The 24953-nt window shown below is 45.5% G+C and carries 20 protein-coding genes and 2 pseudogenes; 13 read left to right on the plus strand and 9 right to left on the minus strand.

Annotation, left to right across the window (positions count from 1 at the left end):
• The first annotated feature begins 11 nt into the window (after positions 1 to 11).
• Positions 12 to 3668, plus strand: coding sequence for a helicase-related protein (locus QUA80_RS05645; protein ID WP_333422214.1), 3657 nt, complete (start codon positions 12 to 14; stop codon positions 3666 to 3668).
• A 292-nt stretch (positions 3669 to 3960) separates the two neighbouring features.
• Here the strand turns inward: QUA80_RS05645 and QUA80_RS05650 are convergent, their stop codons facing one another.
• The gene (locus QUA80_RS05650) at positions 3961 to 5265 is read right to left on the minus strand and encodes a metal ABC transporter substrate-binding protein (RefSeq protein WP_333422216.1); all 1305 of its coding nucleotides are present in this window, start codon (positions 5263 to 5265) and stop codon (positions 3961 to 3963) included.
• A 102-nt stretch (positions 5266 to 5367) separates the two neighbouring features.
• On the opposite strand from QUA80_RS05650, the gene QUA80_RS05655 reads away from it, so the two are divergent.
• The 3 genes from QUA80_RS05655 (at position 5368) to QUA80_RS05665 (ending at position 8288) form a co-directional block, all read left to right on the plus strand.
• Positions 5368 to 6177 (plus strand): metal ABC transporter ATP-binding protein, encoded by an 810-nt coding sequence (locus tag QUA80_RS05655; protein WP_445302205.1) that lies wholly within the window; start codon positions 5368 to 5370, stop codon positions 6175 to 6177.
• Between the two features lie 466 nt (positions 6178 to 6643).
• Complete coding sequence (locus QUA80_RS05660; protein WP_333422218.1) at positions 6644 to 7540, plus strand: metal ABC transporter permease; 897 nt, start codon at positions 6644 to 6646, stop codon at positions 7538 to 7540.
• A 289-nt stretch (positions 7541 to 7829) separates the two neighbouring features.
• Positions 7830 to 8288 (plus strand): peroxiredoxin, encoded by a 459-nt coding sequence (locus QUA80_RS05665; RefSeq protein WP_333422220.1) that lies wholly within the window; start codon positions 7830 to 7832, stop codon positions 8286 to 8288.
• 123 nt (positions 8289 to 8411) lie between these two features.
• On the opposite strand, the gene QUA80_RS05670 is transcribed toward QUA80_RS05665, so the two are convergent.
• A complete protein-coding gene (locus tag QUA80_RS05670; RefSeq protein WP_333422221.1) occupies positions 8412 to 9050 on the minus strand; it encodes a Uma2 family endonuclease in 639 nt (212 codons plus the stop codon).
• A 175-nt stretch (positions 9051 to 9225) separates the two neighbouring features.
• A complete protein-coding gene (gene hpf / locus QUA80_RS05675; RefSeq protein ID WP_333422223.1) occupies positions 9226 to 9879 on the minus strand; it encodes a ribosome hibernation-promoting factor, HPF/YfiA family in 654 nt (217 codons plus the stop codon).
• A gap of 151 nt (positions 9880 to 10030) precedes the next feature.
• On the opposite strand from hpf, the gene lipB reads away from it, so the two are divergent.
• On the plus strand, positions 10031 to 10711 hold the full coding sequence (gene lipB, locus QUA80_RS05680; protein ID WP_333422225.1) for a lipoyl(octanoyl) transferase LipB: 681 nt from the start codon (positions 10031 to 10033) through the stop codon (positions 10709 to 10711).
• A gap of 365 nt (positions 10712 to 11076) precedes the next feature.
• Positions 11077 to 11421, plus strand: a complete 345-nt coding sequence (locus QUA80_RS05685) for a hypothetical protein (RefSeq protein ID WP_333422227.1) — start codon at positions 11077 to 11079, stop codon at positions 11419 to 11421.
• Positions 11422 to 11596: 175 nt separating this feature from the next.
• Here QUA80_RS05685 and QUA80_RS05690 read toward each other — a convergent pair whose 3' ends face one another.
• Entirely contained in the window at positions 11597 to 12154 is a 558-nt protein-coding gene (locus QUA80_RS05690; RefSeq protein WP_333422229.1) for a single-stranded DNA-binding protein, read from the minus strand.
• Between the two features lie 9 nt (positions 12155 to 12163).
• Between QUA80_RS05690 and QUA80_RS05695 the strand changes: the two genes are divergently transcribed.
• Positions 12164 to 12298, plus strand: coding sequence for a hypothetical protein (locus tag QUA80_RS05695; RefSeq protein WP_333422231.1), 135 nt, complete (start codon positions 12164 to 12166; stop codon positions 12296 to 12298).
• Between the two features lie 41 nt (positions 12299 to 12339).
• Here the strand turns inward: QUA80_RS05695 and QUA80_RS05700 are convergent, their stop codons facing one another.
• Both QUA80_RS05700 and QUA80_RS05705 read right to left on the minus strand, forming a co-directional pair.
• Complete coding sequence (locus tag QUA80_RS05700; RefSeq protein ID WP_333422233.1) at positions 12340 to 14883, minus strand: mannose-1-phosphate guanyltransferase; 2544 nt, start codon at positions 14881 to 14883, stop codon at positions 12340 to 12342.
• 474 nt (positions 14884 to 15357) lie between these two features.
• A complete protein-coding gene (locus tag QUA80_RS05705; RefSeq protein WP_333422235.1) occupies positions 15358 to 16635 on the minus strand; it encodes a transposase in 1278 nt (425 codons plus the stop codon).
• A 382-nt stretch (positions 16636 to 17017) separates the two neighbouring features.
• Here QUA80_RS05705 and QUA80_RS05710 point away from each other — a divergent pair, with 382 nt between their 5' ends.
• Both QUA80_RS05710 and QUA80_RS05715 read left to right on the plus strand, forming a co-directional pair.
• A complete protein-coding gene (locus QUA80_RS05710) occupies positions 17018 to 17215 on the plus strand; it encodes a hypothetical protein (RefSeq protein WP_006633481.1) in 198 nt (65 codons plus the stop codon).
• A 7-nt stretch (positions 17216 to 17222) separates the two neighbouring features.
• Positions 17223 to 17960 (plus strand): class I SAM-dependent methyltransferase, encoded by a 738-nt coding sequence (locus QUA80_RS05715; protein ID WP_333422237.1) that lies wholly within the window; start codon positions 17223 to 17225, stop codon positions 17958 to 17960.
• A gap of 550 nt (positions 17961 to 18510) precedes the next feature.
• On the opposite strand, the gene QUA80_RS05720 is transcribed toward QUA80_RS05715, so the two are convergent.
• Positions 18511 to 20259 (minus strand): hypothetical protein, encoded by a 1749-nt coding sequence (locus QUA80_RS05720; protein WP_333422239.1) that lies wholly within the window; start codon positions 20257 to 20259, stop codon positions 18511 to 18513.
• Positions 20260 to 21037: 778 nt separating this feature from the next.
• Positions 21038 to 21517, minus strand: coding sequence for an NUDIX domain-containing protein (locus QUA80_RS05725; protein WP_006633478.1), 480 nt, complete (start codon positions 21515 to 21517; stop codon positions 21038 to 21040).
• Positions 21518 to 21669: 152 nt separating this feature from the next.
• Here QUA80_RS05725 and QUA80_RS05730 point away from each other — a divergent pair, with 152 nt between their 5' ends.
• The 4 genes and pseudogenes from QUA80_RS05730 to QUA80_RS05745 all read left to right on the plus strand — a co-directional run.
• A complete protein-coding gene (locus QUA80_RS05730) occupies positions 21670 to 22371 on the plus strand; it encodes an alpha/beta fold hydrolase (RefSeq protein ID WP_333422241.1) in 702 nt (233 codons plus the stop codon).
• 254 nt (positions 22372 to 22625) lie between these two features.
• Positions 22626 to 22856, plus strand: a complete 231-nt coding sequence (locus tag QUA80_RS05735; RefSeq protein ID WP_333422242.1) for a hypothetical protein — start codon at positions 22626 to 22628, stop codon at positions 22854 to 22856.
• 82 nt (positions 22857 to 22938) lie between these two features.
• Positions 22939 to 23347: pseudogene (locus tag QUA80_RS05740) on the plus strand (XisH family protein).
• Between the two features lie 77 nt (positions 23348 to 23424).
• Positions 23425 to 23679 (plus strand): annotated as a pseudogene (locus QUA80_RS05745) (XisI protein); the annotation flags it as partial.
• 517 nt (positions 23680 to 24196) lie between these two features.
• On the opposite strand, the gene QUA80_RS05750 reads toward QUA80_RS05745, so the two are convergent.
• Positions 24197 to 24532, minus strand: coding sequence for a hypothetical protein (locus QUA80_RS05750; RefSeq protein ID WP_333422244.1), 336 nt, complete (start codon positions 24530 to 24532; stop codon positions 24197 to 24199).
• Positions 24533 to 24953: the final 421 nt, after the last annotated feature.

Consider the following 24953-nt stretch of genomic DNA (forward strand, 5'->3'; position numbering starts at 1 on the left):
GGTCTAAAATAATGATAGCAGCAAACTTCGGTCGCCTCTTTGAAGTAGGATTTAATATTGGGATTCTGACTTGCATTCAGCAGCATAAAATCTCTCACAATTTCGGCGATTCTTACCGCCTAGATTTGCAGCAGATTGAGTTTTCCAAGATGGTAGCCGAAATTATCAATTCGCATAACATTCCAAGCAGTTTGAACATTAAAATAGTTGAAAAATGGAGCTTATTTTATCTACAAAAAGGCTTTTTGGGCGGCTTAAATTTTTTCCGGGAGTACCTGAAAGCTATTGGTGGAAAACCACAGCATTTAAAAATTTTGTACTATCAGTGCAGTTTTACTAAAACTAACAGCATTGGAACTTATGCTAAAAAGGATGAAGAAGGTTTTAAAGAAGTTTTACTGCAACTCAAATCCCTGAAACCTAGTTTATCAGCTTCTGATATTAATTTGTACATCAATCGCTACTCAAAAACGGGTGAATTCCTGTGGGCGGATACGCTTTTGCTGCTACAGAAAGGTAAGAATTTTAGAATTTTGTGTGTTGATTTGTCTGTGTTTTCTCCGGCTGCTGCTGAAGTGCCTGATTTACATGAAGTTGAGGTGATGCGGAAACTGTTGGGGAGAGAAATTAGCTATTTGCGATCGAAAAGTGTGTTTTCTAATTTGGGAATTGATACCAGCACTTTAGGAATTGATTTTTCACAAGAGTTGCAAGACTATTTTAAAGCTTTTAATTATCAGGATAAGGAAACCACTAAGTTAATTCAAGCTGGTAGCTACACTCACAGTTTCTATAATTTTTTGCAAAAAACAGGTATACTTTCAAGCAATGCAGAGGTATTGTTTAATGTAGTCGGTTATAGCGATCGCACTATTAATGCCATTTCCATTAAAAAAGACAAAATTAACTTTTTGTCAACTTGTTCACAAATATACCAAAATAAAGATACATATAAAGATATTAGCATTGCTCGGAGCGAAGTTTTCAAAATTATCCAAATCAACGCGGCTCACAGTTTTAAAGAAGGCAGGAAGTTTGTTGATGATTTGTTAGCAATCGGGAAAGATGCTAGTTTTATATCTCATACTGAGCGGATTGAGGGTTTTGCTAATTCCATCGATATTATATCAGATCAACTGGCAGATGATTTGCAAGTCGATCGCGGATCGCATCTGAGAAATGCTCACGCTCAATTGATTGTGAAAGCACTGGAATCTGATGAAACTTACGTTTTTTTGACTGGGAATCCGGGAATTGGTAAAACAACTGCGATCGCCCAATTTCTCAAAAACCATATTAACGACGGTTTCCTATTTTTCTACGTCAGTCCCCGCAAGCAAGTAAACTTAGATATTATCGAGAAATTCAAAGACAAAACAACAGGATTGCTGTGCGACAATCGCCTTTTTTCTATTAACACAAACTCTGATATTATTGCCAGCAACGGGGGACGGCGTACCATTAAGTACCAATCAAATAATCGCAATGACGATTTCACAGAAAAAACAGTTCGTTTCCTCAAAGACAATCCAGAAAATCAGAGAAGAGAATATCACCAGCGGCAAATTGAAAGAAAAGGGGAAACCGTACTTCAACCAACCAATATCAAAACTCTGGGAGTGCTAAACAGCACTTGCGATGCTGTTTATGCCCTGATTAATAATGGTGAAATTTCTAATAATATTATCGCCACGGTTTCTATCCAGTCTTTGAAAGCAACTGAAAACGGAGAAAATACTCTAAAACACTTTGCAAAGATATTTCAAGATGTTGTCAATAAACGGACAGGAAAAGTTGTTGCTGCTAAGATGCAGGAAATATCCCGCAGGATTAAACACTTCTTCATCATGATAGATGAAGTCACAGGAGATGATGGGGGTGTGGAGTTTTTGTCAGGAATTACGGAAATTGTCCAAGATTATGAGTTGGCGGATAAGCGGCACGGTTTTAATACTAAAATTATTGTAGCAGATGCTTCAATTGTTGACCCCGATGTCATCAAACAGCACTTAAGCGATACCTCGCCGGAACCGGATAAAATTTATTTCAAAAATGTAGATAAAAATGCTCATAAAATCCCGCCTTTGCAAGTCATACCCTTTGAATTTAAACGGTTAGCGGCTAAAGTTATCAATGCCAATTCCTATCCTGCGAGCAGTTTGGATATAACTTACAAGATATTTGTAGAAGCTGTAAAATACCAAGAAGATACTTCTTTAAAACCCCATAATAATTTAGTTAAATCAGTACAATCGGAAATAGTTGCAGACATCGATCGCATATTGGCACAGCCTGGTGTGGAACAAATTATAGTATACATTCAGAACAAGCAAAGATTAACTGAATTAATTACGAAAATTAGAGATTGTCGCGAAAAGTTTGAGCAGTTTACCGATTACCTGGAAATTCACGCGAATATCTCGGAAGAAGAGAAAGAAAAAATACAGGAATTCAAAAATACAGCTAAAGTAATCTTTATGACTGCATCGGGAAGTCGTGGACTTTCTTTCCCAAAAACTAAGCATATTTTAGTGGATATTCCCCGCTTTCAGATTGAGAAAAATCTGATGGAAGTGATACAGGTGATTTATCGGGGACGCGGGGAAGATGAGAACGGTAAAACCCTTGATGGTGAAGACAAACAATTGGTTTTTTATCTATCTGATACCGCAGTTTATTACGCTGATGATGCGGAACTTTCCCTCCAAGAAAGCAAGTTAAGTTTGTTGAATTTATTGCTAATTCTCAAGACGGCGGTGATGACGCGAATTTCGGGATACGGTTATTTAGGTAGGGAAAAGTTTTTGATGATTCCCATCGGCGGTAAGTCGGTTTCCGCAGTGGGGGATACTTTTAGCAGCAAAATGGCGGCTCTAATTAAGACATTAAAAAGCGAAAGCCAGCGAGGAAATAAGTTGTTTAAGGAGGTTTATATGAGCCTGGAACAGCTTTTGAGTCGCGGGGATTATGTTTTGAAAAATTCTGATAAGTCCCGTCAAAGGGGCAATTCCTATCTGGAAATGCGGGAGAATTTTAATCGTAAGTTTTTGGAAAAGTGCAATCCTCTTGATGGTTTGCTGAGCTATGATAATTTAGAGATCGGTCATGTTTGCGGTAGTTTGTTGATAGTACCTCTAGCCGATCGCACTTTGGTAGAAACATACCAGATGTCGCTGCATCGAGAAATTAAGCAATGTCTAGAGAAGGAGTTGCTGGACAAAATGTATCGGATTAGGGATAGCGATTCGTCCCCGGAGAATGTAATATCGGCTATAACAGGAGGTGCGATCGAGCTTTTGCAATTTCTCAACAGCGATGTCGAGAAAACTCAGTATTTTGAAGAGCAGAGTCAGCAGTTCGATCGCTATTATGCCATACCGCTGTTTGCCTTCGTTAGCGGGGAGGAAATGCAGGAGTATTTTGCTGACAGCAAGCTGGAAGAACCGGAAGACAGGCGGTTTCGGGATATTTTGTCGGCTTGCGTGCGATCGATCTACCCTGTAGATAGTGTAATGCCGATCGGACACAAGTATCGAGATTTCCCGTTTATCGTGTTTAGAAGCTACAGTTTAGAACAAAGCCGAGAAAAGATTTTTACACATAAATATCTTTTGAGTTCCAACGAATTGAACGTGCTTAATTTAATTTTGTCAAAACAGATAAACTAGACCTCTTGCATTCCCAAGCTTTCAATTCCTTCAACAATCTGCGTTAATCTGTGTTTATCTGCCTGACATCTGCGGTTTCTCGATCGAAGACTTCTGCAATCTTCTCTACTGAAACTTGTAGGGTGCGTCATACAATTTTAGATTTTAGATTTTAGATTTTAGATTGGGAATCAAGGATGACTATCGGGGTTTTGAGTTTACCTACAGTTGCATTCTTGTTGGAAACGGCTATCAGTTAGCTGTCACCCTATCCGCACACAGAAAATAAAACTTTTGTGACGCACCCTACTTGCTAATTGCTAGCTTCAAACGGCGTGTATTTCCCACCCAAAGCTTCGACGATGGTGCGAGTATTAGCCGACATCATTTTCACGTAAGAATCGCCCTCGCTTCCGGCCGCCCCAATCGAATCCGAATAAAGTTGCTGCGCTGCCAATTTCACCCCCGCTTCCTCCGCTACAGTTTTAATCAGTTGCGGGTTAATTGTAGTCTCCGCAAAAATAGCAGGCACTCCCGCAGCTTTCACCGATTCTACTAACTTTTGCACCGTTTGAGCGCTCGGTTGTTCCTCCGTACTAATCCCGATCAAACTGTCAGCAATTCCCAAGCCGTAAATGCGGCTGTAATATTGAAAAGCATCGTGAGTTGTTACTAATTTGCGCTTGTTTTCTGGAATAGTTTTAATCTCTTGTTCGATCCAACTATCCAAACGTTTTAACTCTTCAGTAAGTTTCACAGCATTCTGCGTAAACTTCTCCCGATCTTCCGGCGAGAGTTCGATTAACGCATCCCGAATTGCTTCCACCATTTGAACTACATTTTTCACATTTCCCCAAACGTGCGGATCTGGTACGGTATTGCCTTCTTTATTCAGTAGCAAAGGCTTGACAACTTCCCCCACTGCTAATTTCCGTGCCTTAATTCCGGCGGCATTCATCATCCTAATTAATCCCGGTTCCAAATTGTAACCGTTATACAAAATTAAGTTAGCTTGTTCTAAAGCTTGAGAATCTTTTGGCACCGGTTCGTAAACGTGAGGATCGGTTCCCGGCTGCAAAATTCCTGTTAGCTGAATTTCGCCTCCCGCTACTCGATCGGTCAAATCCTCAATAATTGTGCTGGTAGCAACTACCTTGGGTTTAGCATCTGCCTCTGCAGATAGGCGATCGCCCTGGGTTTGAGCACAACTAAATAAACCCACAGTCAAAATGCCGCAGGCAATAGTTCTAATCCAAAATACCTTGGACTTGTCCAATCCAGGGGCGGCGGTTTCAATCCCCGACTCACCGCGAAACTTCCCTTGATCGGATTTTTTCACAATTGCCGTCGGTTTTAATTCACATCTGACACCATTCTCAATAAGTCTTGGACGGGCGGGCTCGATGCCCACCCCATAATAAAAGTCATTCTTCGCTTCACGGGCATCTTGCCCGTTCTTGACGGGCTCGATGCCCACCCCATAATAAAAGTCATTCTTCGCTTCACGGGCATCTTGCCTGTTATTGAGAATTGTGTCAGATATCAGAAGTTTTAACCGACTTGAGATTTTCGCCACCAAACCTATGGTTTGAGGGGTTTTGAGCTTGCACTGTCCCATGATCTACCTCTCCTGCGTTCCAGATTATTCCTATTTACCGATGATTTCATATTCTTTTCATTTTTACAGTAAACTTAAGAAAAAGCAGATAGAGTCACCCCCATGAATACCGCCGCCTGGTCCAACGAGAATCATTGGTCTCAAATGGTTTGCCACCTCAAAGACGCCGCTACCGACACAGAAATTATCAGTGTTCAGCACTTAGCAGTAAACTACCGCACGGTAGAAGCACTCAGAGATATCAGTCTTTCTGTCAAACCGGGAAGGCTGACGGGTATTATTGGCCCCAACGGTGCGGGCAAAAGCACGCTGATCAAAGCAATGTTGGGCTTAATTCCCGCAAATCGCGGCACTGTTACCTGGGGCGAAGAAGCGATCGCCGATCGACTCGAAACAGTAGCTTACGTGCCCCAGCGATCGCAAATTGACTGGAACTATCCCGCCACCGTTTGGGATGTCGTGATGATGGGAAGAGTCAGAAAAGCCGGGTGGTTTCGCCGCTTCTCGGCAGCTAGCCGCCGCACTGCCTCCGATGCCTTAGAAAGAGTAGGCATGAGTGCTTACAAAGATAGACCGATCGGACAACTTTCCGGCGGACAGCAACAGCGAGTATTTCTAGCTAGAGCCTTAGCCCAAGAAGCCGCTATTTTCTGCTTTGACGAGCCGTTTGTCGGCGTTGACCAAAAAACTCAAAATATCATTTTTGACATCTTCGACCAGCTAGCAAATGCCGGGAAAATCGTCTTAGTAGTCAACCACGACTTAGGCGAATCAATCACCAATTTCGATGATTTAATTTTGCTCAATACAGAATTGATTGCCGCTGGTTCCCGCCAAGAAGTGCTAACCCAAGAAAACCTTTACCGCGCCTACGGCGGACAAGTAATGTTTTTTGCCGGACAAGCAGCTTGATTAGCCAGCATTCAATCGATTTTAGATTTTAGATTTTAGATTTTAGATTACCCCACGGATAAATGCGGGGGCTTGAGGATTTTCGATTTTCGATTGATTCCACGGATAAATCACGTGGCGGGTACTATCAAGAAATTCTTGGTCATTAATCTAGGAGTTACACTCTTGAAACCGGTTTTTTTGATAATCTTGAATTGGGCAACGATAAATCTCGGATCGAACTCACATCTTGCACCATTCTTAAGAACAGGCAAGATGCCTGTGAAGCGAAGAGTGAATTTTCTCGCTTCACAGGCGCACCATTCTCGCTTAACAGGCTTTCCGGCCTGTTCCACAGAGTGAATTTTATTGTGGAACAGGCCGGAAAGCCTGTTCCTAAAAAGCTTATGGAGAATGGTGCAACATCTCAGCTCAAACCGGGTTAGTTTGGTTGTTATCCATTAGTTAGCTGTGATTTGATAATTTTATGATACAAACCTTAATTGAGCCGTTACAGTACGGATTCATGCAGCGATCGCTCGTAATTGCCATTCTCGTCGGCATCGTCTGCGCGATCGTCGGCAGCTACCTAATGGTACAGCGGCTGGCCTTGCTCGGAGACGCCATCAGCCACTCGGTTTTGCCGGGATTAGCGATCGCATTTATCCTCGGGGCAAACATCTTTGTCGGCGCGTTCATTGCCGGAGTTTTGAGTACAGTCATCATAGCTTGGATCAAAACTCGATCGACAATCAAAGAAGACGCGGCAATGGGCATCGTATTTTCGGCATTCTTCGCCCTCGGCATCACCCTAATTACGATCGTCCAAAAAGACAACAAAATCGACCTCAACCACTTTCTTTTCGGCAATATCCTCGGCGTTACTGCCGAAGATGCGATCGACACAGCCGTCATAGTCGCCGTAGTCTTATTAGTTGTAGTATTCTTTTACAAAGAACTGCTATTTTACACATTCGATCCATTAGGAGCGCAAGCCACAGGTTTGCCAGTAAACCTGCTCAACTTCGGACTGATGGTACTCATCGCCCTCACAATAGTTGCCAGCCTCAAAGCCGTTGGCGTAGTGCTAGTCTTGTCCCTATTAATTACACCCGCAAGTACCGCCTATCTCCTAGTCACTCGCCTGCACCAAGTAATGATTTTAGGCGCAATAATCGGAGTTATTTCCAGCATTAGCGGAATGTATCTCAGCTACTTTTATAACTTACCATCTGGCCCCGCAATAGTTTTAGTTGCATCTGGATTATTTGTGCTATCATTGCTGTTCAGTCCCACTCAAGGAATCCTCACCCACCCACGCACACACTCCGGCCAAATTCCTCCAATATGGCGGGAATTAAAAAATTTAACCAAAGGCCGATAACAATGAAGTTTCTAGTAACACTTCAGCGACGCCACAGCAATTTTCCCTAAAAATCTGCGTTAATCCCCGTGCATCTGCGGTTCAAAAAAGCTTCTCCAATTAATCCGCCTAACTGCGAATCGCCTGCAGCATCCCGATGTTGTCAAAAGAGTTTTTTTATTGGAGTGCGAGAAAGCAAAAATGAGAGGCTGTCGCAGCGGGCGATCGCAACTGCGAACAATTGCTCCAAAAAACAGTACAATAACAAAAGTTAAATTTTCACGCAAACAGAGCTACTCAGTTAAAAAACATGACAGTCAAAGTAGGAGACACCGCACCAGATTTTACCTTACCATCTCAAACTGGCACATCAGTCAGCCTCAAAGATTTTAAAGGGAAAAAAAACGTCATAGTCTACTTTTACCCCAAAGACGACACACCCGGATGCACCACCCAAGCTTGCGCTTTTCGAGATAGCTACGAAGTCTTCAAAGACGCAGGTGCAGAAGTCATAGGAATTAGCGAAGATTCGCAACAATCGCACCAGCAATTTGCCGCCAAATATCAGCTACCCTTTACACTGCTAAGCGATACTGGCAACAAAGTGCGGCAATTGTACGGCGTTCCAGCTACCCTGTGGATTATGCCCGGTAGAGTAACTTATGTCATTGACAAAGAAGGCGTTGTCAAGCATATTTTTGACTCGATGTTAGACTTCAAAGCACACGTTGCAGAAGCACTCAAAACTTTAGAAACCATCAAAAGTTAGATGGATTTGCTTAAATATATTGTTGGTAGTGAGGACGAAAGTCCTCATTATCTAAAAAACCAAGAAAAAACTAAATTCCTGACTGCAAACTAAGGATTTTTAGTGAGGAAGAAAGTTCTGAGACTAGAGATTTTCCCGTACCCAATTTTTAAAAGCTTGAATAGCGTGGGTTCTGCCAGCAACTTGACTCTGCTGAGTGTACTGATTCACCAGTTCGACAACCGGGATATCGGGGAAAGTGGGACTCACATCAGACTCAATATATTGTTCGGCTTGCAAAACGTTGATTTGTAGCCCTCGCCGTGCGTATCGCCACAGTTCCGGTACTCCTAGAATTTGATAATTATCCAACTGCGTGCGAGAGGTCAGATCGATTTCTACAGCTAAGTCTGGGGGCGGATCGACACTCATATCGAGGCGATTTTTACCGATAACGGCTGCTTGATTTTGAATGTAAAAACAGGTATCCGGTTCGACAGCCTGACTCATGCGTTCATTTTTCAAAGTTGTCGAACCCAACGACTCAAATGCTATTTGTCGTGTTTCCAACAAAATTTTTACCATGTCGCCAATAATTTCTTTGGCTTTTTCATGTTCGGGCAGAGGAACCATAATTTCTAAGCGTCCGTTACTATAGGAAAGTCGGGAAGCACGACGTTCTCCTAATTCCGCCAAAATACTTTCAAATTGTTGCCAGTTCACATCCTCAACCAGTAATTGCTGACCCGGTTGAATCTTCAATTGTCTTAATTCCAATAGCATAATTGTGCGTCCATTTTCTCTAGGAAATATCGCCCCAGTCCTGACTGCGAATCATTATCTTAAAAAACCAAGAAAAAACTAAAGTCCTTACTACGAACCACGAGTTTGTAGTAAGGACTTTAGTCCTTTTTTGCTAACGGCTTGCCGCCATTAACAATTAGCTGTCAGCCATTATCTAGCTTTTCCCAACACTCGATTTTTCAGGTGCAGCGCTTTCGGCAGTTTTGCCATTTTTGCTATTACCGTTACCGTTGCTGTGGCGGGGTTGAATGACTCCATAGCCGCCGTGACTCTTGCGTTCGTAGAGCACGTTAATTTCGCCTGTTTCCGCATTGCGGAACATATAGAAATCGTGATCGATAATCTGCAATTGTTCCAAAGCTTCTTTCACAGTCATTGGAGGCATGGCAAAATACTTCGTCCGCACTACCTCAGCAGGAAGTTCGGGAGTTCGATCGCCAATCAGATCTGCTACTACAGGATGTTCCTCAACTGCCGTAACTGTTTTAACACTATTCTGGGTCTTGTTGTCGTGGCGTTTTTCCTTAAATTTCCGCAGTTGACGAGCTATCTTATCGGCAACCAAATCTATGCTGGCATAAAGGCTTTCCGTGCTTTCCTCAGCCCGAATCACGCTGCCGTTAGCATAAATTGTCACCTCAGCAGTCTGCTTAGGATTGATCCTGGGGTTGCGAGCCACCGATAGATGTATGTCCACTTCAGTAGTCAAAGTTTGAAAATGGCTAACTGCCTTTTCAATCTTTTGATTGACGTACTCGCGAATCGCATCGGTGATTTCTATATTCTTACCCTGGATAACAAGCTTCATAGAGCTCCCTCCCTTCTGTAACTTGGGTATAGTTTATACAATAGCACTATGTATTCTAGAAAACACTTATCTTCCAAATCTTTTATTATATGTTGACAATTCTTGATTTTAATGACGCACATATTCAGTAAAAACACTCTTGATTTTTTTCATGATTTCCCCTCTAATCCCTCAACCGCTAAATGCACAACCCTGCTTGCTCCTCGATTGCGGACAAGTTCCCTACTCCCAAGCTTGGGAAATCCAGCAAAAACTCGTGCAAGAACGCCGCGACCAACCAGATTTGCCAGATGTCCTGATTTTGCTGGAACATCCGCCGGTTTACACTTTGGGCATGGGAGCAAAGCTGGAATTTCTAAAATTTGACCCAAATCAAACTGGGCCGGAACTGCACCGAGTTGAGCGGGGCGGCGAGGTGACTTACCACTGTCCGGGCCAATTGGTGGGGTATCCGATTTTAAATTTGCGACGCCACCAGCAAGATTTGCACTGGTATTTGCGGCAGTTGGAGGAAGTGCTGCTGGGAGTGTTGGAAGTTTGCGGGTTGAAGGGTTCGCGGGTTCCCGGTATGACTGGGGTTTGGGTGGATGGGTACAAGGTAGGTGCGATCGGCATTAAAGTCAGCCGCTGGATTACGATGCACGGTTTTGCTTTAAATGTTTGTCCGGATCTGGCCGGTTTTGGGCAAATTGTACCTTGCGGGATTCCCGATCGACCTGTTGGGAGTTTAGAACAGTTTATCCCCGGAATTGAGGTCGATCGAGTTAGGGCGATCGTGGCGGCTGAATTTGCAGAAGTTTTTGGAGTGGAAATAGTGCGATCGAATGTGTAGGGTGCGTCGCTGTCAACCTTACTACTAACGATCGCAGTGCGATGCTCTTAAATTATCAGAAACATCAGGCTTAATTCTCCACCCAATCAATTAAAAACTCCAGACTAAGGATGCTAAATATCGCATCGAATTAACGCGGCGGTGTTTGCCAGACTTGGGGGTATTATACAGATAATTTTAACGGTCTGTACTTACTGACTCAAGAATTGAGCGAATTGGTGTATGATTCGCGATCGCGGGCTTCTCTAACCTTAGAGAGAAGCAAGACCCATGCAGAAATACGTCCTAAGAGTTTCGCGATCGCCCCTAGCGTCAGATAAGATTCTTGTTAATTATTATTTCGCTCCGGTCAGGAGAAAAAATTTATGGCAGATATGTCCGGTCAAGACCCCTCGGAAATTAAAATGGCGACGGTTGATGAAGAAGAAAAAGGCGCAACGTTTAGCGGTACGGTCATCCTTGCTATCGATGTCGAGGGTGGGGAAGTCCTTTTCTTCAAAGACTTTTTGATTGAAGATTACAAAGGCGAACTCACCGCTTATCTGGCAACAGATGGCAATATAACGAAAAGCATTGATTTAGGCGAACTCAAACATAACAGCGGCAGCTTTAAACTGCCAATTCCGCTGGGGACGGATACATCACCATACAATACTGTCGTGCTGCGCGACAAAAAAAGCAAGAAAAAAATTGTGACGATCGATCTGTAAAATTTGCAATTTAGCTCGCAGTTCAGCCAAATTCGTTAGCGCAGCCCTCGAAGAGGATCGCCCTTTTTTTCCTGAAGTACGCGCGTGCGAAGCTATCCCGTAGGGAATCGCTCTTAAATTAAGGTGCGTCACTTTCGATCGAACTGTCGAATTGTAAAGCGATGCACCCTAATTTTTAAAATGGAATCGGATCGTAATCGGGATTTTCCGGTTCGTTAGATGAACCCGACGGGCGATCGGACTCAGAAGGTGAAGACTGATGCGAGTTCCAATCCGAACTAGACGTGCGGTTAGGGCCGCTTGGAGCGCTATTAGAAGTGCGGTTCCGCGACCCTAAAGGCACTACATTGCTCGGCACATTAGCCGGGGCGCTGTCGCGAATTTGAGCCTGTTCGGGGGCGGTTCTAGTTGCGGGAGCCGAACTCATGGCATCGGCGCCGACACTGTAAATCCTTTGAGCTGTCAGTTCAGCGCGCTTTTCTTTCATACCGTCTCTTTCGATCGTATTCATGCTCAGCCGCCCCTCAATAATCACGCGATCGCCCTCGCGATATTTCTCGTGAATTTCTTGAGCAAAATTTCCCCATCCTATCACCTTCAAATGTTCGGGCGGATCTTCGGGTTTTGGGCCGGGAAACTGCACCAACATCTCAGCGATTTGAAGTTGACTGTCAGGAGTATAACGGAGTTGCGGTTGTTGAATTATTTCCGCCATCAAAATGCAGCTATTCATCTGTTATCTGTGCGTAATTGGGAATTGGATGTTGAAGGAAGAAGGAAGAAGGAAGAAGGAAAAAATAGCTACCCGTGTACAGATGACTTGCGCGTCTTGCTTTTGGGAATTGCCAATTGCAAATTGGTAATTGGTAATTACTGATTTTTCTGCGCTATTGGCTATTAGCTGTCACCGATTACGGATTACACGTTACCAAATTTATCTTGGCGAACCGCCGCCTCGGCTTGAGTGACAAAATCGTGAACGAGGGCGCGGTACTCCTTCAAAGTTTCAGATACCCAATCTCGATCCTCGCTGTTGGCGAAGATATGAACGGTCGGTTCACTAGCATCGGGCAAAACTAATACCCAATTGTCGTCGCTGTAGTTAAAAATCTTCACTCCATCTACTAATTCTAAACGATCGGGCGAATGAGTTTCTACTAAATGTCGCATCAGCGAACCCTTGATAGTCCAAGGACAGCGAACGCTGTAACTGCGGTGGGTGACGCGGGGAAGTTCGGCCTTGATCTGTCCGAGCGATCGCTCCTGAACCGTCATCATTTCTATCACTTTAGCAATGCAGAACATTCCGTCAAATCCGGGATGCAATTGCGGAAAAATAAAACCCATAAGGCCGCTGCCGCCCAAAACCACATTCGGGTTCCTGTTAGCTGCTTCCATCAAAGCAGTTGGGTTCGCCTTCGTGCGGATTACCTTGCTTTGATAGCGGCGGGCGATCGCCTCCACTGCAGAAGACGCATTCACCGGCACTACCACTGTACCTTTGGGATGAGAAGTCAGCATCAAATTTACCATCAACGCCGTCAGCATTTCCCCGCGAATCGCTATCCCAGACTCATCTACCAAAATGAGCTGTTCGCCGTTAGCCGACACCTGCACTCCAAAATTAGCGCTGAGTGCTTTCACCACCCGGCCGAGTTGGTCGAGCAAATATTCGCGTTCCCCGTTGCTTAGAGAAGTCTGCTTGAGACTGGCATTGAGCACCACTGCATCGCAGCCGAACTTGGCGAGCATTTGCGGCAAAATTGCTCCAGAAACCGCATAAACGTAATCGATTACTACCTTAGAATTGCTGTAGCGTATTGCCTCAACATTCATCTGCCGCTCAAAAATACGGTTGTAAACCTCGAGAGCTTGGTTAAAGTACGTCATCTCTCCAATTTCCGGAATTAGAGCCCGCCGCAAATCTTCCTTAAAATAAGCGCCCTCGATTTTTTTCTCAACAGCTTTAGTAATATTGATGCCTTTGATATCGAAGAATTCAATTAAAATGTGGTCGGACCGATCGGGCGAAATGCGAACGTGAATGCCGCCAGCAATCGACAGCGTAGACGAAACCGTGCGCGCGATCGGAATTGCCGTCGATTCCAAATTGATCACATTAATTCCCACCGACATCAAACCCGCAATCAAAGACCTCGAAACCATGCGCGAAATGCTCCGCTGGTCGCGAGAAACCGATACCGAAGTCCCGGGTTTCAAAGTCGAGCCGTAAGCCGCGCCCAATTTCACTGCAAATTCGGGGGTAACATCCACATTTGCCAGTCCTTGAACGCCGCGCTGACCGAACAAATTCCGCTTAGCTTGTTCTCCCCAAATTAAATTTTGATTTAACAGAGCGCCGGATTCAATATTTTTGCTCGGCCAGACGCGCACGCTTGGCCCCACTTGTGCTTCTTCTCCCACGATGGACATTGAACCGACGACAGCACCTTCGAGGACGTGAGCGCGCCTGTCTACGCGGGTACTCCGGCAAATCACGCAGGCCCTAAGATGAGCGTCTTCGCCGACAATTGCTCCGTTCCAGACGATGGGACGTTTGAGATTAGCGTCGGCCCCGACAGTCACGTTATCTCCGATCACTGTACCGGCATCGATTTTAACTCGGGCTCCTATCCGGCAATTGTTGCCGATCATGGCCGGTACTTCGACGATCGCGCTATCGTCAATAAAAGTATTCTGACCTACCCAAAGTCCCGATCGAACTTGATTGTAGTAGCTCAAATCCAGTTTGACCTTTCCCCGCAGCGCGTCGTACTGAGATTCCCGGTAAACATCTAGCTGGCCGACATCGCACCAGTAACCCTCGGCGATGTAGCCGTACATCGGCTCGTTTTTTTCCAGTAGCAGGGGAAACAAGTCTTTCGAGAAGTCGCACTCCTGATTGGCCGGCAGGTAATCCAAGACCTCGGGTTCTAAAATGTAGGTACCGATATTGACGGTATCGGAGAAAATTTCGCTGCTAGAAGGCTTTTCCAGAAAGCGACTGATGCGGTAATTTTCCTCGGTAATCACGACCCCGAATTCCATCGGGTTGGGAACGCGAGTTAAAATTAACGTGGCTTTGGATTGCTTGCTGCGGTGAAATTCGATCGCTGCCGTTAAGTCGAAGTCTGTAATGCTGTCGCCGCTGATGACCAGAAAAGTTCGATCGAGCAGTTCAGAAATATTTTTGACGCAACCAGCCGTACCCAGCGGTTGGTCTTCCTCCACAGCGTAAGTCATTTGAACGCCAAACTCTGCCCCGTCAGTAAAATATTCGCGCATGACATCGGGAAGGTAGTGCAGCGTCGCAATAATTTCCGTAATCTGATGCCTTTTTAGCAAATTAATAATGTGTTCTGCGATCGGGCGATTGAGAATCGGCACCATCGGTTTGGGCAAATCGCACGTCAGGGGTCTGAGCCTCGTTCCCGATCCCCCAGCCATCAGCACTGCACGCATAAAATCCTCCTTACTTAAAAAGCTCTCTACCGCTATTGTCCGCTAGAAAAAGTTTGCCTGCTGTAATTCGTCGGCCGCGGGCAATCAGTTCTTACTTAAATATCTTCGAGTAGTGACACGTCTGGGAAACCCGGTTCGGCCAGGCCGTCCTCCAACAGCAACCGATTTCAACCGAATTAGAACTTGCGGCATCGCACCAATCCCCCGGTCGAGCTCGGATTTGTAGGGAATGTTGGGTAATACCAGTTAAAAAAAAGAATGCAACTGTAGACCCGTGCTCGAAACCCTTCTCTCATCAGTCATTCCTAATTCTTCAATTCTTCAATTCTTCAATCGTATAAGTCCTCAGAATCCTCGACTTTTGACAGAAGCCCCTTCTTGCTTGCTCGGTGAAAGCTATTTCGGGGGTGTTATTTTTAAGTTGGTGGCCAGCGGGGATTTTGAAGTCTCTTTGTGACGTACTCCCACACTCAATCAAAGATTAGAGTGTGGGCTTCTCCTCCGAGAATTCCCGGATTCGCGTTTTATAGTGAGGCGAACGCCCAACCCCACTTTCTTTATTAGAATTCCAGAGTTCAGGTCACGAGGCATGGATGCACCACAAGAGCATTGATGCCACCTATCACTTAACTCCTTTGAAACTCTGTTGAGGCACATTGCACAATGTTGAGATGTTCCAGCAGGATTAACTTTCACGACCAACCGCCCAGCTCTTTCAGCCTTGTACGGAAGGATTTCGTTCAAGAACCCAGCTATCCCCGCATCAGCAAAACTCTTGTTCAACCCGGACTTTGCGGATTGACCATTCGGCAAAAACTTACCCGATTCATCTTGCTTGGGTTTGTTGCGTTTTGCCATATTGGAAACTTTAAGGTCTTCTACAAAGATAACCTCAGCCTTGTTGACCAACTCACCTGCAAGCTCAAAATGCCATTGTTTGCGTTGTCTAGCTACCTGTTGATGTAACTTTGCAATGCGTGACCCAAGTTTGCGACGTGCAGTAGAACCTTTTTTTCTTAGCTCTCTTTTGGTTTGCAGTTTGGCTAATTTCTCTTCGGCTTGCCGATAGAATTTAGGAGGTTCTACCATCGTGCCGTCTGAGCAGGCGACAAAATATTCCAATCCCGCATCAACGCCAATACTGTTAGTTTCAGTCGGTTCAATGTCAATAGTAGGAGTGTCAGGGACTGATGCATCTTCTAGAGTCAGTGTCGCATACCAACCATCTGCTTTGAGAGTAACCAATGCTCTCTTAATGACAAAACTGTCAGGAATAGGGCGATGTTGAATGAATTTGATTTTTCCTAGCTTGGGAAGTTCAATTCGATTCCCTTGGATGCAGTCAGACTTCACTCGCTGATAAGCGAAAGTGCGATAGCGGTTTTTGCCTTTAAATCGAGGCTTCCCGCTCCGCTTACCATTGATATCACCTTTGATAAACCGAGCAAATGCCAGGTCTACTCGCTTCACCATGTCCTGCAAGACATCGGCATGGATATTTTTGTACCATTCTCTTTCTGCCTTGAGAGACACAAGTGAGCGTTTCTGTCCGTAATACTCAGGCTGTTCCCTTGGGGATGCAATACTGCATACCAGTGGACAGGCATTAACTGAACACCTGTTCATTTCAAACCAATCAAATCTGTCTGCCAACAAAAAATTGTATTGATGCCGTAGCATATCGCGCCATTTGCTCATACGGCGTCTTTGGTCGGACGTTGGCAGTAGTTTGAACTGGTAGGCTAGTTTCATGAGACAATTGTACTGCATATTTAATGTAAATACAATCGTGAAACAAACAGAAACAACAACGTTTAGGCTTACTCCAGAAGAAAAAGAGGTTCTGGTCAAGTATTGTGAGTTAACATCTCGAACCCAAAGCGATGTGTTTAGAGAATTCCTACGAACATTACAAAAGAAATTGTCAAAGAAGGGGGTGTTGAACCCCCCTCTTTGACCCGCATTCCTCTCAACGCTGACCCTAAGAGGGTACAGCATGAGGCTCCTGCGGCTTTAGCTGAAGGTGGAATTACTACAGCTATCGGTGCGCTTGGGCGTCTGATAAATGATAGATTAAGGGTAGCGCTTTGACTAGCTGACCCAAAATCCTATCCATTGCTTAGGGGTTTTTTAAATGAGTACGTTAATTAGCTTGGCATTGCTGATCGCTTACGGTGGCGGTATTTGGAAATTTTGGAATGGTTTCGATCGCACTAATTTCGACAGAAGTTTTACAAATCGCCTGAAGCTGTCCCTGCTCTGGCCGGCGTTAATTTTTAATAAGCCTTACCGCCAAAACTTTACAAAAGCTCTCAAAGCCTCTAAAAGGTAATTCCAAAATGCATAAAAAGTCCGATCGCCCAGTAGCGGGTCAGGAGCAGACTTGGTTTGCTAAAGGAAAATCAGATAGCTGGCAAGTTTTACTGTCGCAAGTTGCTTCTCGGTTCGATCGCGAATACCGAGGAGAAGCTTTCGCTTTACCCGAAGAAGTCGAAGCAATGCCGATTTTCCTGGAATCAGTCGCAGGAACTCTCCAAGAAAAAACAGTTTCTCCCTTCTGGAAAATTGCCAAACCTCAAAAAAATCAGCGCTGTTTAGACATTGGCTGCGGAGTCAGCTTTCTGATCTACCCTTGGCGGGATTGGGAAGCATATTTTTACGGTCAAGAAATCAGCAGCGCCGCGCGAGACGCCTTAAACGCTCGCGGCCCTCAGCTCAATTCTAAGCTGTTCAAAGGCGTAGAATGGGCCCCCGCTCACCAGTTAAATTACGAAGAGGCTCTGTTCGATTTATGCCTCGCTACAGGCTTTAGCTGTTACTATCCCATAGACTATTGGAATATTGTCATGGGAGAAGTAAAGCGGGTACTAAAACCGGGCGGTCATTTTGTTTTTGATGTCCTCAACCCGAATGCTCCTCTAGCAGAAGATTGGGCAATTTTGGAAACTTATCGAGCCGGGGAAGTTTTTTTAGAGACAATAGAAGATTGGGAAAAAATGATTAAAGCTGCCGGCGCTAAGGTAGTAAAAAAGCAAAGCGGCGACTTATTCCAAATGTATAAAGTTCAATACAATTGAGAGGTTAAGGGGAATAGGTAATTAGCTTTGCAGTCAAAACTTCAATCGTCAAAAGTCCGAGTCGGGCGGACGAAAAACAACTTCATTCTTAGTGGAGAAAGTAGGGTGCGTCAGCAAGTAGAAATTAGTTGGAGAAGCAACAAATATTCAAGCTCACGCACCCTACTAACTACTAACTCACAATAGTGAAGCAAGCAGATTGGATATTATATCACATCCGGTTGCATCGGAATGATTAAACCGCGAAGGACGCGAAGCAAGAGACAGAAGAAGGTGCTGTTCTTCCTACCCTTCGGGAACGGCTTCGCCGAACGCGCTCTTTGCGTCTTCGCGGTTCATTTAATCTTACGACCTAAGAGAACTCGATCTAATACAAGTCTGAATCAAACAAAATTGATATTACCCATTCGCATAAGCTGTCGCGCATTTAAATTGCACATTCAAGCCGGGCGGGACGCCGAACCCTACTCCCCACAAGAGTTGGATGGTTTTTTGACAGACAATTTAAATGCCGCAACAGCTTACCCGATTGCCAATTACCGATGCCCAATTAATTTTCGGCAGCAGCAGGAGATGGCGCTGCTTCCGGCGATGGTGACGGCGACACTTCGGCAGCAGGAGATGGCGCTGCTTCCGGCGACGGTGACGGCGACACTTCGGCAGCAGGAGATGGCGACACTTCGGCGGCAGGAGATGGTGCTGCTTCCGGCGATGGTGACACTTCGGCGGCAGGAGATGGCGCTGCTTCGGGCGAGGGCGACACTTCCGGGGCCGGAGATGGCGCAACTTCGGGCTGCGGGGATTCTTGGGCGGGTTGCGGTTGAGGAGAAGGGGACTGTTCCGCGGCTGGCTTCGGTTCAGGAGAAGGCGACGTTTGAGTCGCGGGCTTTTGTGCGGGCGGCGACGGTTGGGCCCCTGGCTGCGGTTTGTTGGAGGGGGCCGGCGGCTTCTCAAACTGCGGTTTCACTTCAGCAGGCGCTGGGGATGGCGGCTGGCCTGTTGGTCTGGGCGCTGTGGGGGCGGGTGCTGGCCGCTGCTGGCCTGGTGGGTTGGGCCTGGTTGGGGTGGCAGGAATGCCACTGCAAACTTTTTCGTCGTACTTAAACTCGACAGCCAGTTGGTAAAGCTTGTGCGTGCTGGCTGCTGAAAATGTTAGAGAAGGGCTAATAATCGCAATTTTAGCGGTATTATCCAGAATACCGTAACCCGTGGGGACGATCGGCTGAGGCTCGGCCTTGAGCAAGCCTTGAGGGCTGACAACTGCTCCAAAAACTGCTGTTCCTTCAAGTTTTTGCGAGCAAGCTGCTGTGGGATAAGGGACGTTCACAGCAGTCGGGCTCGTCATTTCCAAGTCGGGATAAGCCTTTTTGAATTTCTCAAACAAAGAAACATAGGTATTTGCAGCCGCAAGCTGTGTCTCTCTGTCGCTGGGTAAGCTTGCACCCGGTTGGCCGGACTCTCCTAGCTGTCGCTGTGCCTCTTCAAATTGTTGTCTCTTAATTCTTTCTTCGGGAGTTTCTGCGATGAGATTCCTTTTATTCGGATCTTTTTGAGTCAATTTTGGTACTCCATCGGGTCCCACATTCCTGCCGGCAATTGGGAATTCCGGGGTAAAGACTGGAGCTCCGTCTGGAAATAGTGGGAGTCCGCCTCTACTGGCTATGATCTTTTTGAGTGTCTCTGCCTCATCTTCCGATTGGCTGCCGGGAAGCTGGGGCACTTCTGTCAGCGATGGCGGCGGTGGGATATTGCGATCGAAATTACCAGGTAACGGTGGGAAAAGCAAACCGCTGGGAGGTACGGGTGGGATGATAGTGGGTGTTGTTGGCTGTGAGGGGGTTCTGACTGTTGGGGATGGAGTTTTGGGAGGCGGCGGGGCTGTTGGGGCCGTGAAGGGCGGGAGAGGGGAAGGAGGGAGAGGGGAAAAGAATCCAGGAGGGGGCATTCCCGGCGGCATGGCGGGCAAGTTGATGGTATCAGGTGCGGGGGGCAAGGGCGGGGCTAACTTTGGCGCTGGCCGAAGGGGAACTGGTGCGATCGAAAATGGCGTAAATTGCGTATTAGACGGTTTCGGTGGTATGGTTTGTGGCAGGCGGCCGGCTTCTGCGGGAGTTAGTTCTATTAAGCCGACGGAACCGGGGATATTTTTTGAGGAATTTCCACCATAAATTATGTTTGAGAGCGTCGGGGCACTTACTCCGAGCACTCCGTGAAGGCTGACAGAAGCTAGGGCTGCCCACCAATAAGGCTGGCGCAGCGGTTCGGAAAGGGTGTTTGCTAGGGAGGAAGAGTCAGTCATTTAAATTTTAGATTTTAGATTTTAGATTTTAGATTGGGGGATTGGGGAATTGGGGGATTTTAGATTGGGAGATTGTTCGATTTTAGATTTTAGATTTTAGATTGGGAGATTGGGAGATTGGGGGATTGGGAGATTGGGGGATTGGGGGATTGGGAGATTGGGGGATTGGGGGATTGGGGGATTGTTCGATTTTAGATTGGGGGATTGGGGGATTGTTCGATTTTAGATTTTAGATTTTAGATTTTAGATTGGGAGATTGAGGGATTGGGAGATTGTTCGATTTTAGACTGGGGGATTGGGGGATTGGGGGATTGTTCGATTTTAGATTGGGGGATTGGAGGATTGGGGGATTGGTAATTTATATTGCTGTGGTTGTGATTGAGTGTGAATTCGTTTTAATGAGGAGAGGTTGGGAATTCAAAGGTATAATTTTAGCACGGTCGGTATCGAAATTGCCCGATCGACCTTGATGAAAATTCATGGGCCCTAAACTGAACCAAATTTATTAAACACGATCGACAAGTTCGATCGATCGGCGTTTCCAATTCGGTTACGCCATCAAAAAACCGATCGAGTGGCTGTCAGCCCAGCCCGCAGCCCCTCGGTGACCGCGCCCCAAAATGAGTACAAGCCCGCGACACTAGCGTCAGGGTCGATTCTAAAAATTGTAGATTAAAGTTGCTGCTCCCTGATTCACTGCGCTGCAAGTAAATCTAAAATCGTAAGGGCGATCGCACTCACGCCGAAGTCTAAAATCTAAAATCCCAAATCGACGGATTCACCAGCGATAGCGGTAATTTTTAAAAGGAGCCCCCTCGATGGTGAGCAAGTCGATGGGATAAATTGGAGCACCGCTGGCCATATATTGAAACATTTCTCGAACTTCCTCTCCCCGCAACGACAACTGGTCTAATTCCTTGAGAGAATACCAGCCCGCGCACAAAGTATGCTCATCCGGCTTGCTCTTGGGCGGCGTCTTATCTTGCGGACGAGCCACAAAAATGACTCGGAGGCGCACATTGCCCCTAGGCATCACTGTGTGCTCTACCCTGAGAATTCCCTCAACGATGATGGAAATGCCCGCTTCTTCGAGGGTATTACGCATAGCAGCTTCGAGCAAAGTTTCCCCTTTTTCCACTCGCCCTGCTGGGAGATACCACTGCTGCTCGTACTTGCGCTCTTGTACCAGTAGAAAACGGTCTTCTAAGTGAACGACAACTAGGGTAAAATACCATGTTTGAATCGGCTCGCGAGCCATAGAAGTAGATATTCCCTAAGCAAAAGGTTAAACGAGCGGCAGATGTTAGCAATCCAAAGGATGCTTCGGCAAGTGTCTTTGAACTTGAAAAACAGATCGTAGCACTCCGGCCGCAAAATCTAAAATCTACAATCTCAAATCTAAATTTGACAATGCCATTACCAACCGTGATTTTACCAGGATATTTTGCTGCTGCTTCCGACTATCGGGAATTAGAAAAGTCTCTGGTCGATCGAGGTTTCCCAACAGTAACAGTGCCTCTGGGCAAGGGAGATTGGTTGCCGACTTTTGGCGGGCGGTCGATGGTGCCAATTTTGCGACAGCTCGATCGCACGGTCAAACAAATGTTACAGCAATACGGCGTTCCCCAGATCAATCTCGTCGGTCATTCCGCCGGCGGCTGGATTTCTCGCATCTATTTGGGCGAAAAGCCTTACACGATTCACGGCGACGTGCTTGAGGACGGGGGTTTGTGGGAAGCTCACCCTTATGTGAATACTTTAATCACTTTAGGCACGCCGCACGTCTCTCAAGAGCGCTGGACGCGCAAAAATCTAGATTTTGTCAAAATTCACTATCCGGGGGCTTTTCACCCGCAGGTGCGCTACGTGTGCGCTGCTGGGAAGGCTGTTTTTGGCAAGCGGGGTTTTGGAACTTGGCTGGCTTACAAAAGTTACGAGTTGACTGTGGGGAAGGGCGAAACTTGGGGAGATGGAATTACGCCCGTGGAAGCTGCTGTTTTGGACGGGGCCGAAAATCTGGTGTTGGAGGGGGTTTGGCATTCGCCTCGTTCTCCGGGGAAGTGGTACGGTTCGCCGGAGGTTTTGCCGGCTTGGATTGGGTATTTGCGTTAGAAACGAACCGCTTCGAGGTGCGTTCGGCGAAGCCGTTCCCGTAGGGTAGGACGCGAAGGAAGAAGGAGAAGGTTTAAGGGGCGGATTTAGTTAGAATTTGATATTAGGAGCGAGTTTAGTGCGGCACAAATCGCCCCCCCGATGTTATGTTTGCTTAAATTTTTATCGCTAACTGAATAAACTGAAAAAATATTTTATCTGGCATTATCGGTAAGATTCAGAAGTCACGGCGAACCACACAATCAAATTAGAGGTTGGCTGGGGTGGAATTGGGCGAGAATGCTACTGTGCGCTTGGACGCAGATAACGAATTTCAGCCGGATGCTTTGTGGATAATTGATGCGGGAGGTCGATCGCAAATTAGGGATGATGATTGTGTGCGATCGCGCTCTGTACAATCATCGCAGTGTTTGGTATTTGGTGCGAGGGGCGATCGCACTACCTTTGATAAGCCTTACGATAGCGATCTCGCACGCGAGGTTTGATTTGGTAAGTCAACAACCTGAATTGCACTCACACATCTCAATTAATGCCAGTATAATTGTAATTGTCTGTCATCGCGGCTTTATGTCAGCAAAGGATAAATTTCATGATGTTGTGAAGATTGCGTTGCATTCATGAGGGTTGGCAGATTACAGATGACCCACTTTCCATCAGTGTGGGTGGAGTCGATATGTTAATCGATCTGGGGGCGGAACGTCTGCTGGCAGCCGAACGGCAGGGGGAGAAAATTGCTGTAGAAATCAAGAGCTTTTTGAATACTTCAGCGATAACAGATTTTCATTTAGCCGTTGGACAATTTATCAACTACCGTACAGCACTCAAGTTTAAAGACCCCCAACGTCAGCTATTTTTGGCAATTCCTTTGACGGCGTATAACGATTTCTTCAAGCGTAAATTTACCACCGCTGTTGTGGAAGATTACCAGTTAAAATTATTGGTCTATGACGTAGAAGAAGAGGTGATAGCTTTATGAAAAAAATAGAAAAGTATCGGGATTGTATCAAACAAATTCTCACGAAATATGCTGCATAAAAGCCTTCTTATGGAAAAGTAGATGTGCAAGTTGTTTTTGACACAAAACACAATCATTATCAAGTTGTTCGAGTGGGTTGGGATAACAAACAGCGAGTTTACGGTTGTCCTATACATCTCGATATTAAGGATGGCAAAATCTGGATTCAGCAGAATGGAACAGAAATAGATTTAGGGCAAGAGCTGGTTAATATAGGTGTGCCGAAGTCGGACATTGTGGTTGGGTTTCATCCACCTTATATGCGTCAGTTCACAGAATTTGCAGTGGGTTAAAAGTAACGTTGATGCTTTTGGTTGCAGACCTCGATCACTCTTTATGTGTTATGGGGCGATCGCCCTCCGTGCAATTATCACATTGAAATGGTGGAAATGGATAAGATTGTGAGTAAAAAAAGGTTGAGTTTACTTGTGTCAACCCAACCTACAAGTAAGGGCGATCGTGCTGTGATTCAGTTCATAAGAACCACAATTAGGTTATCTGAAATTACCATCATCATATATTTTGCACTTTCCTCGTTCAATTATTCCCATATCAATAATGCCTCCCAGGTCAATTGTTCTACCTCTACGATGGTTAACGTGAATCGAAAATTTGACTGGTGAGTCAATAATTGATGCTAGTGGGGTAAAGAGTACACCTGTATCGTAGAATCTTCTATCACCACCCCCTAACTGATTCATCTCACGTTTGAGACTTCGCCAATTTTCACCACTAGGTAAACCAAATTCTTGTCCTAATAAATTTACACTTATAGTGTATCTGTATCGGCTCAATAAGTAGGGGTAGCAGTTATTCTAGTTGCCAAGACAAGCCCAAGGGATAAAGAGCAGATTTTTCGCGAATAATAGTAGAGAGAGAAGGAATAATTCCAAGTTGAGAAATTCGGTCACGCACATAATCAAAAAAACTGATTCCCAACTGACGAGTAGTAGCAACAAGAGACATAAAAGTATCCCATGCCTGAGTACCCTCAATCGTTTGAGTAGCATAGCTAATATTACGTCGCTGCACCATAGTTCTAGCAGCTAACTCAGCCGGATTATTATGCAGAGGTAACTCAGGATGCTCTAAAACCCTCAGCAACTCGAATTCTTTTCCAGCAGTTAATTGTTTGCGTTCATCCAACAATTCATAGCCGCAAGGAGTTTCAAAAAGCCGCCGAAATTTCGACCTTAAAAGCAGTGCAGCTTCAGGACTCTTAGGAATGACGATTTAATAACTTCAGCATTAATTTTTCTTAAAAGTTCCCAACTGGTTTCCCGGTTGGTGGATGGTTAATGAATGTCAGTTCTTTAAAGAACTGGCATTCATTAACCAACCGTCTGATTGAAACAATCGGCTTTTTCGAGGGAAATTGCCCTCATATTATTGTCAGATTTTTTGCGTTTGTTTGCTAAAATTCTCAAATAACAATTGAATAACGGAAGCTCTTACTGAATAGTTGGAACTGCGCGATAATTCCAGTTAGGTAGATAGTCATCAAAAATAATTGTCATTGTTTCTTTAAATCCCTTGGCTACTTTTCGACCCGTTTGATAAATTTTAT

Source organism: Microcoleus sp. F4-D5 (assembly GCF_036704885.1).
GTDB lineage: Bacteria > Cyanobacteriota > Cyanobacteriia > Cyanobacteriales > Microcoleaceae > Microcoleus.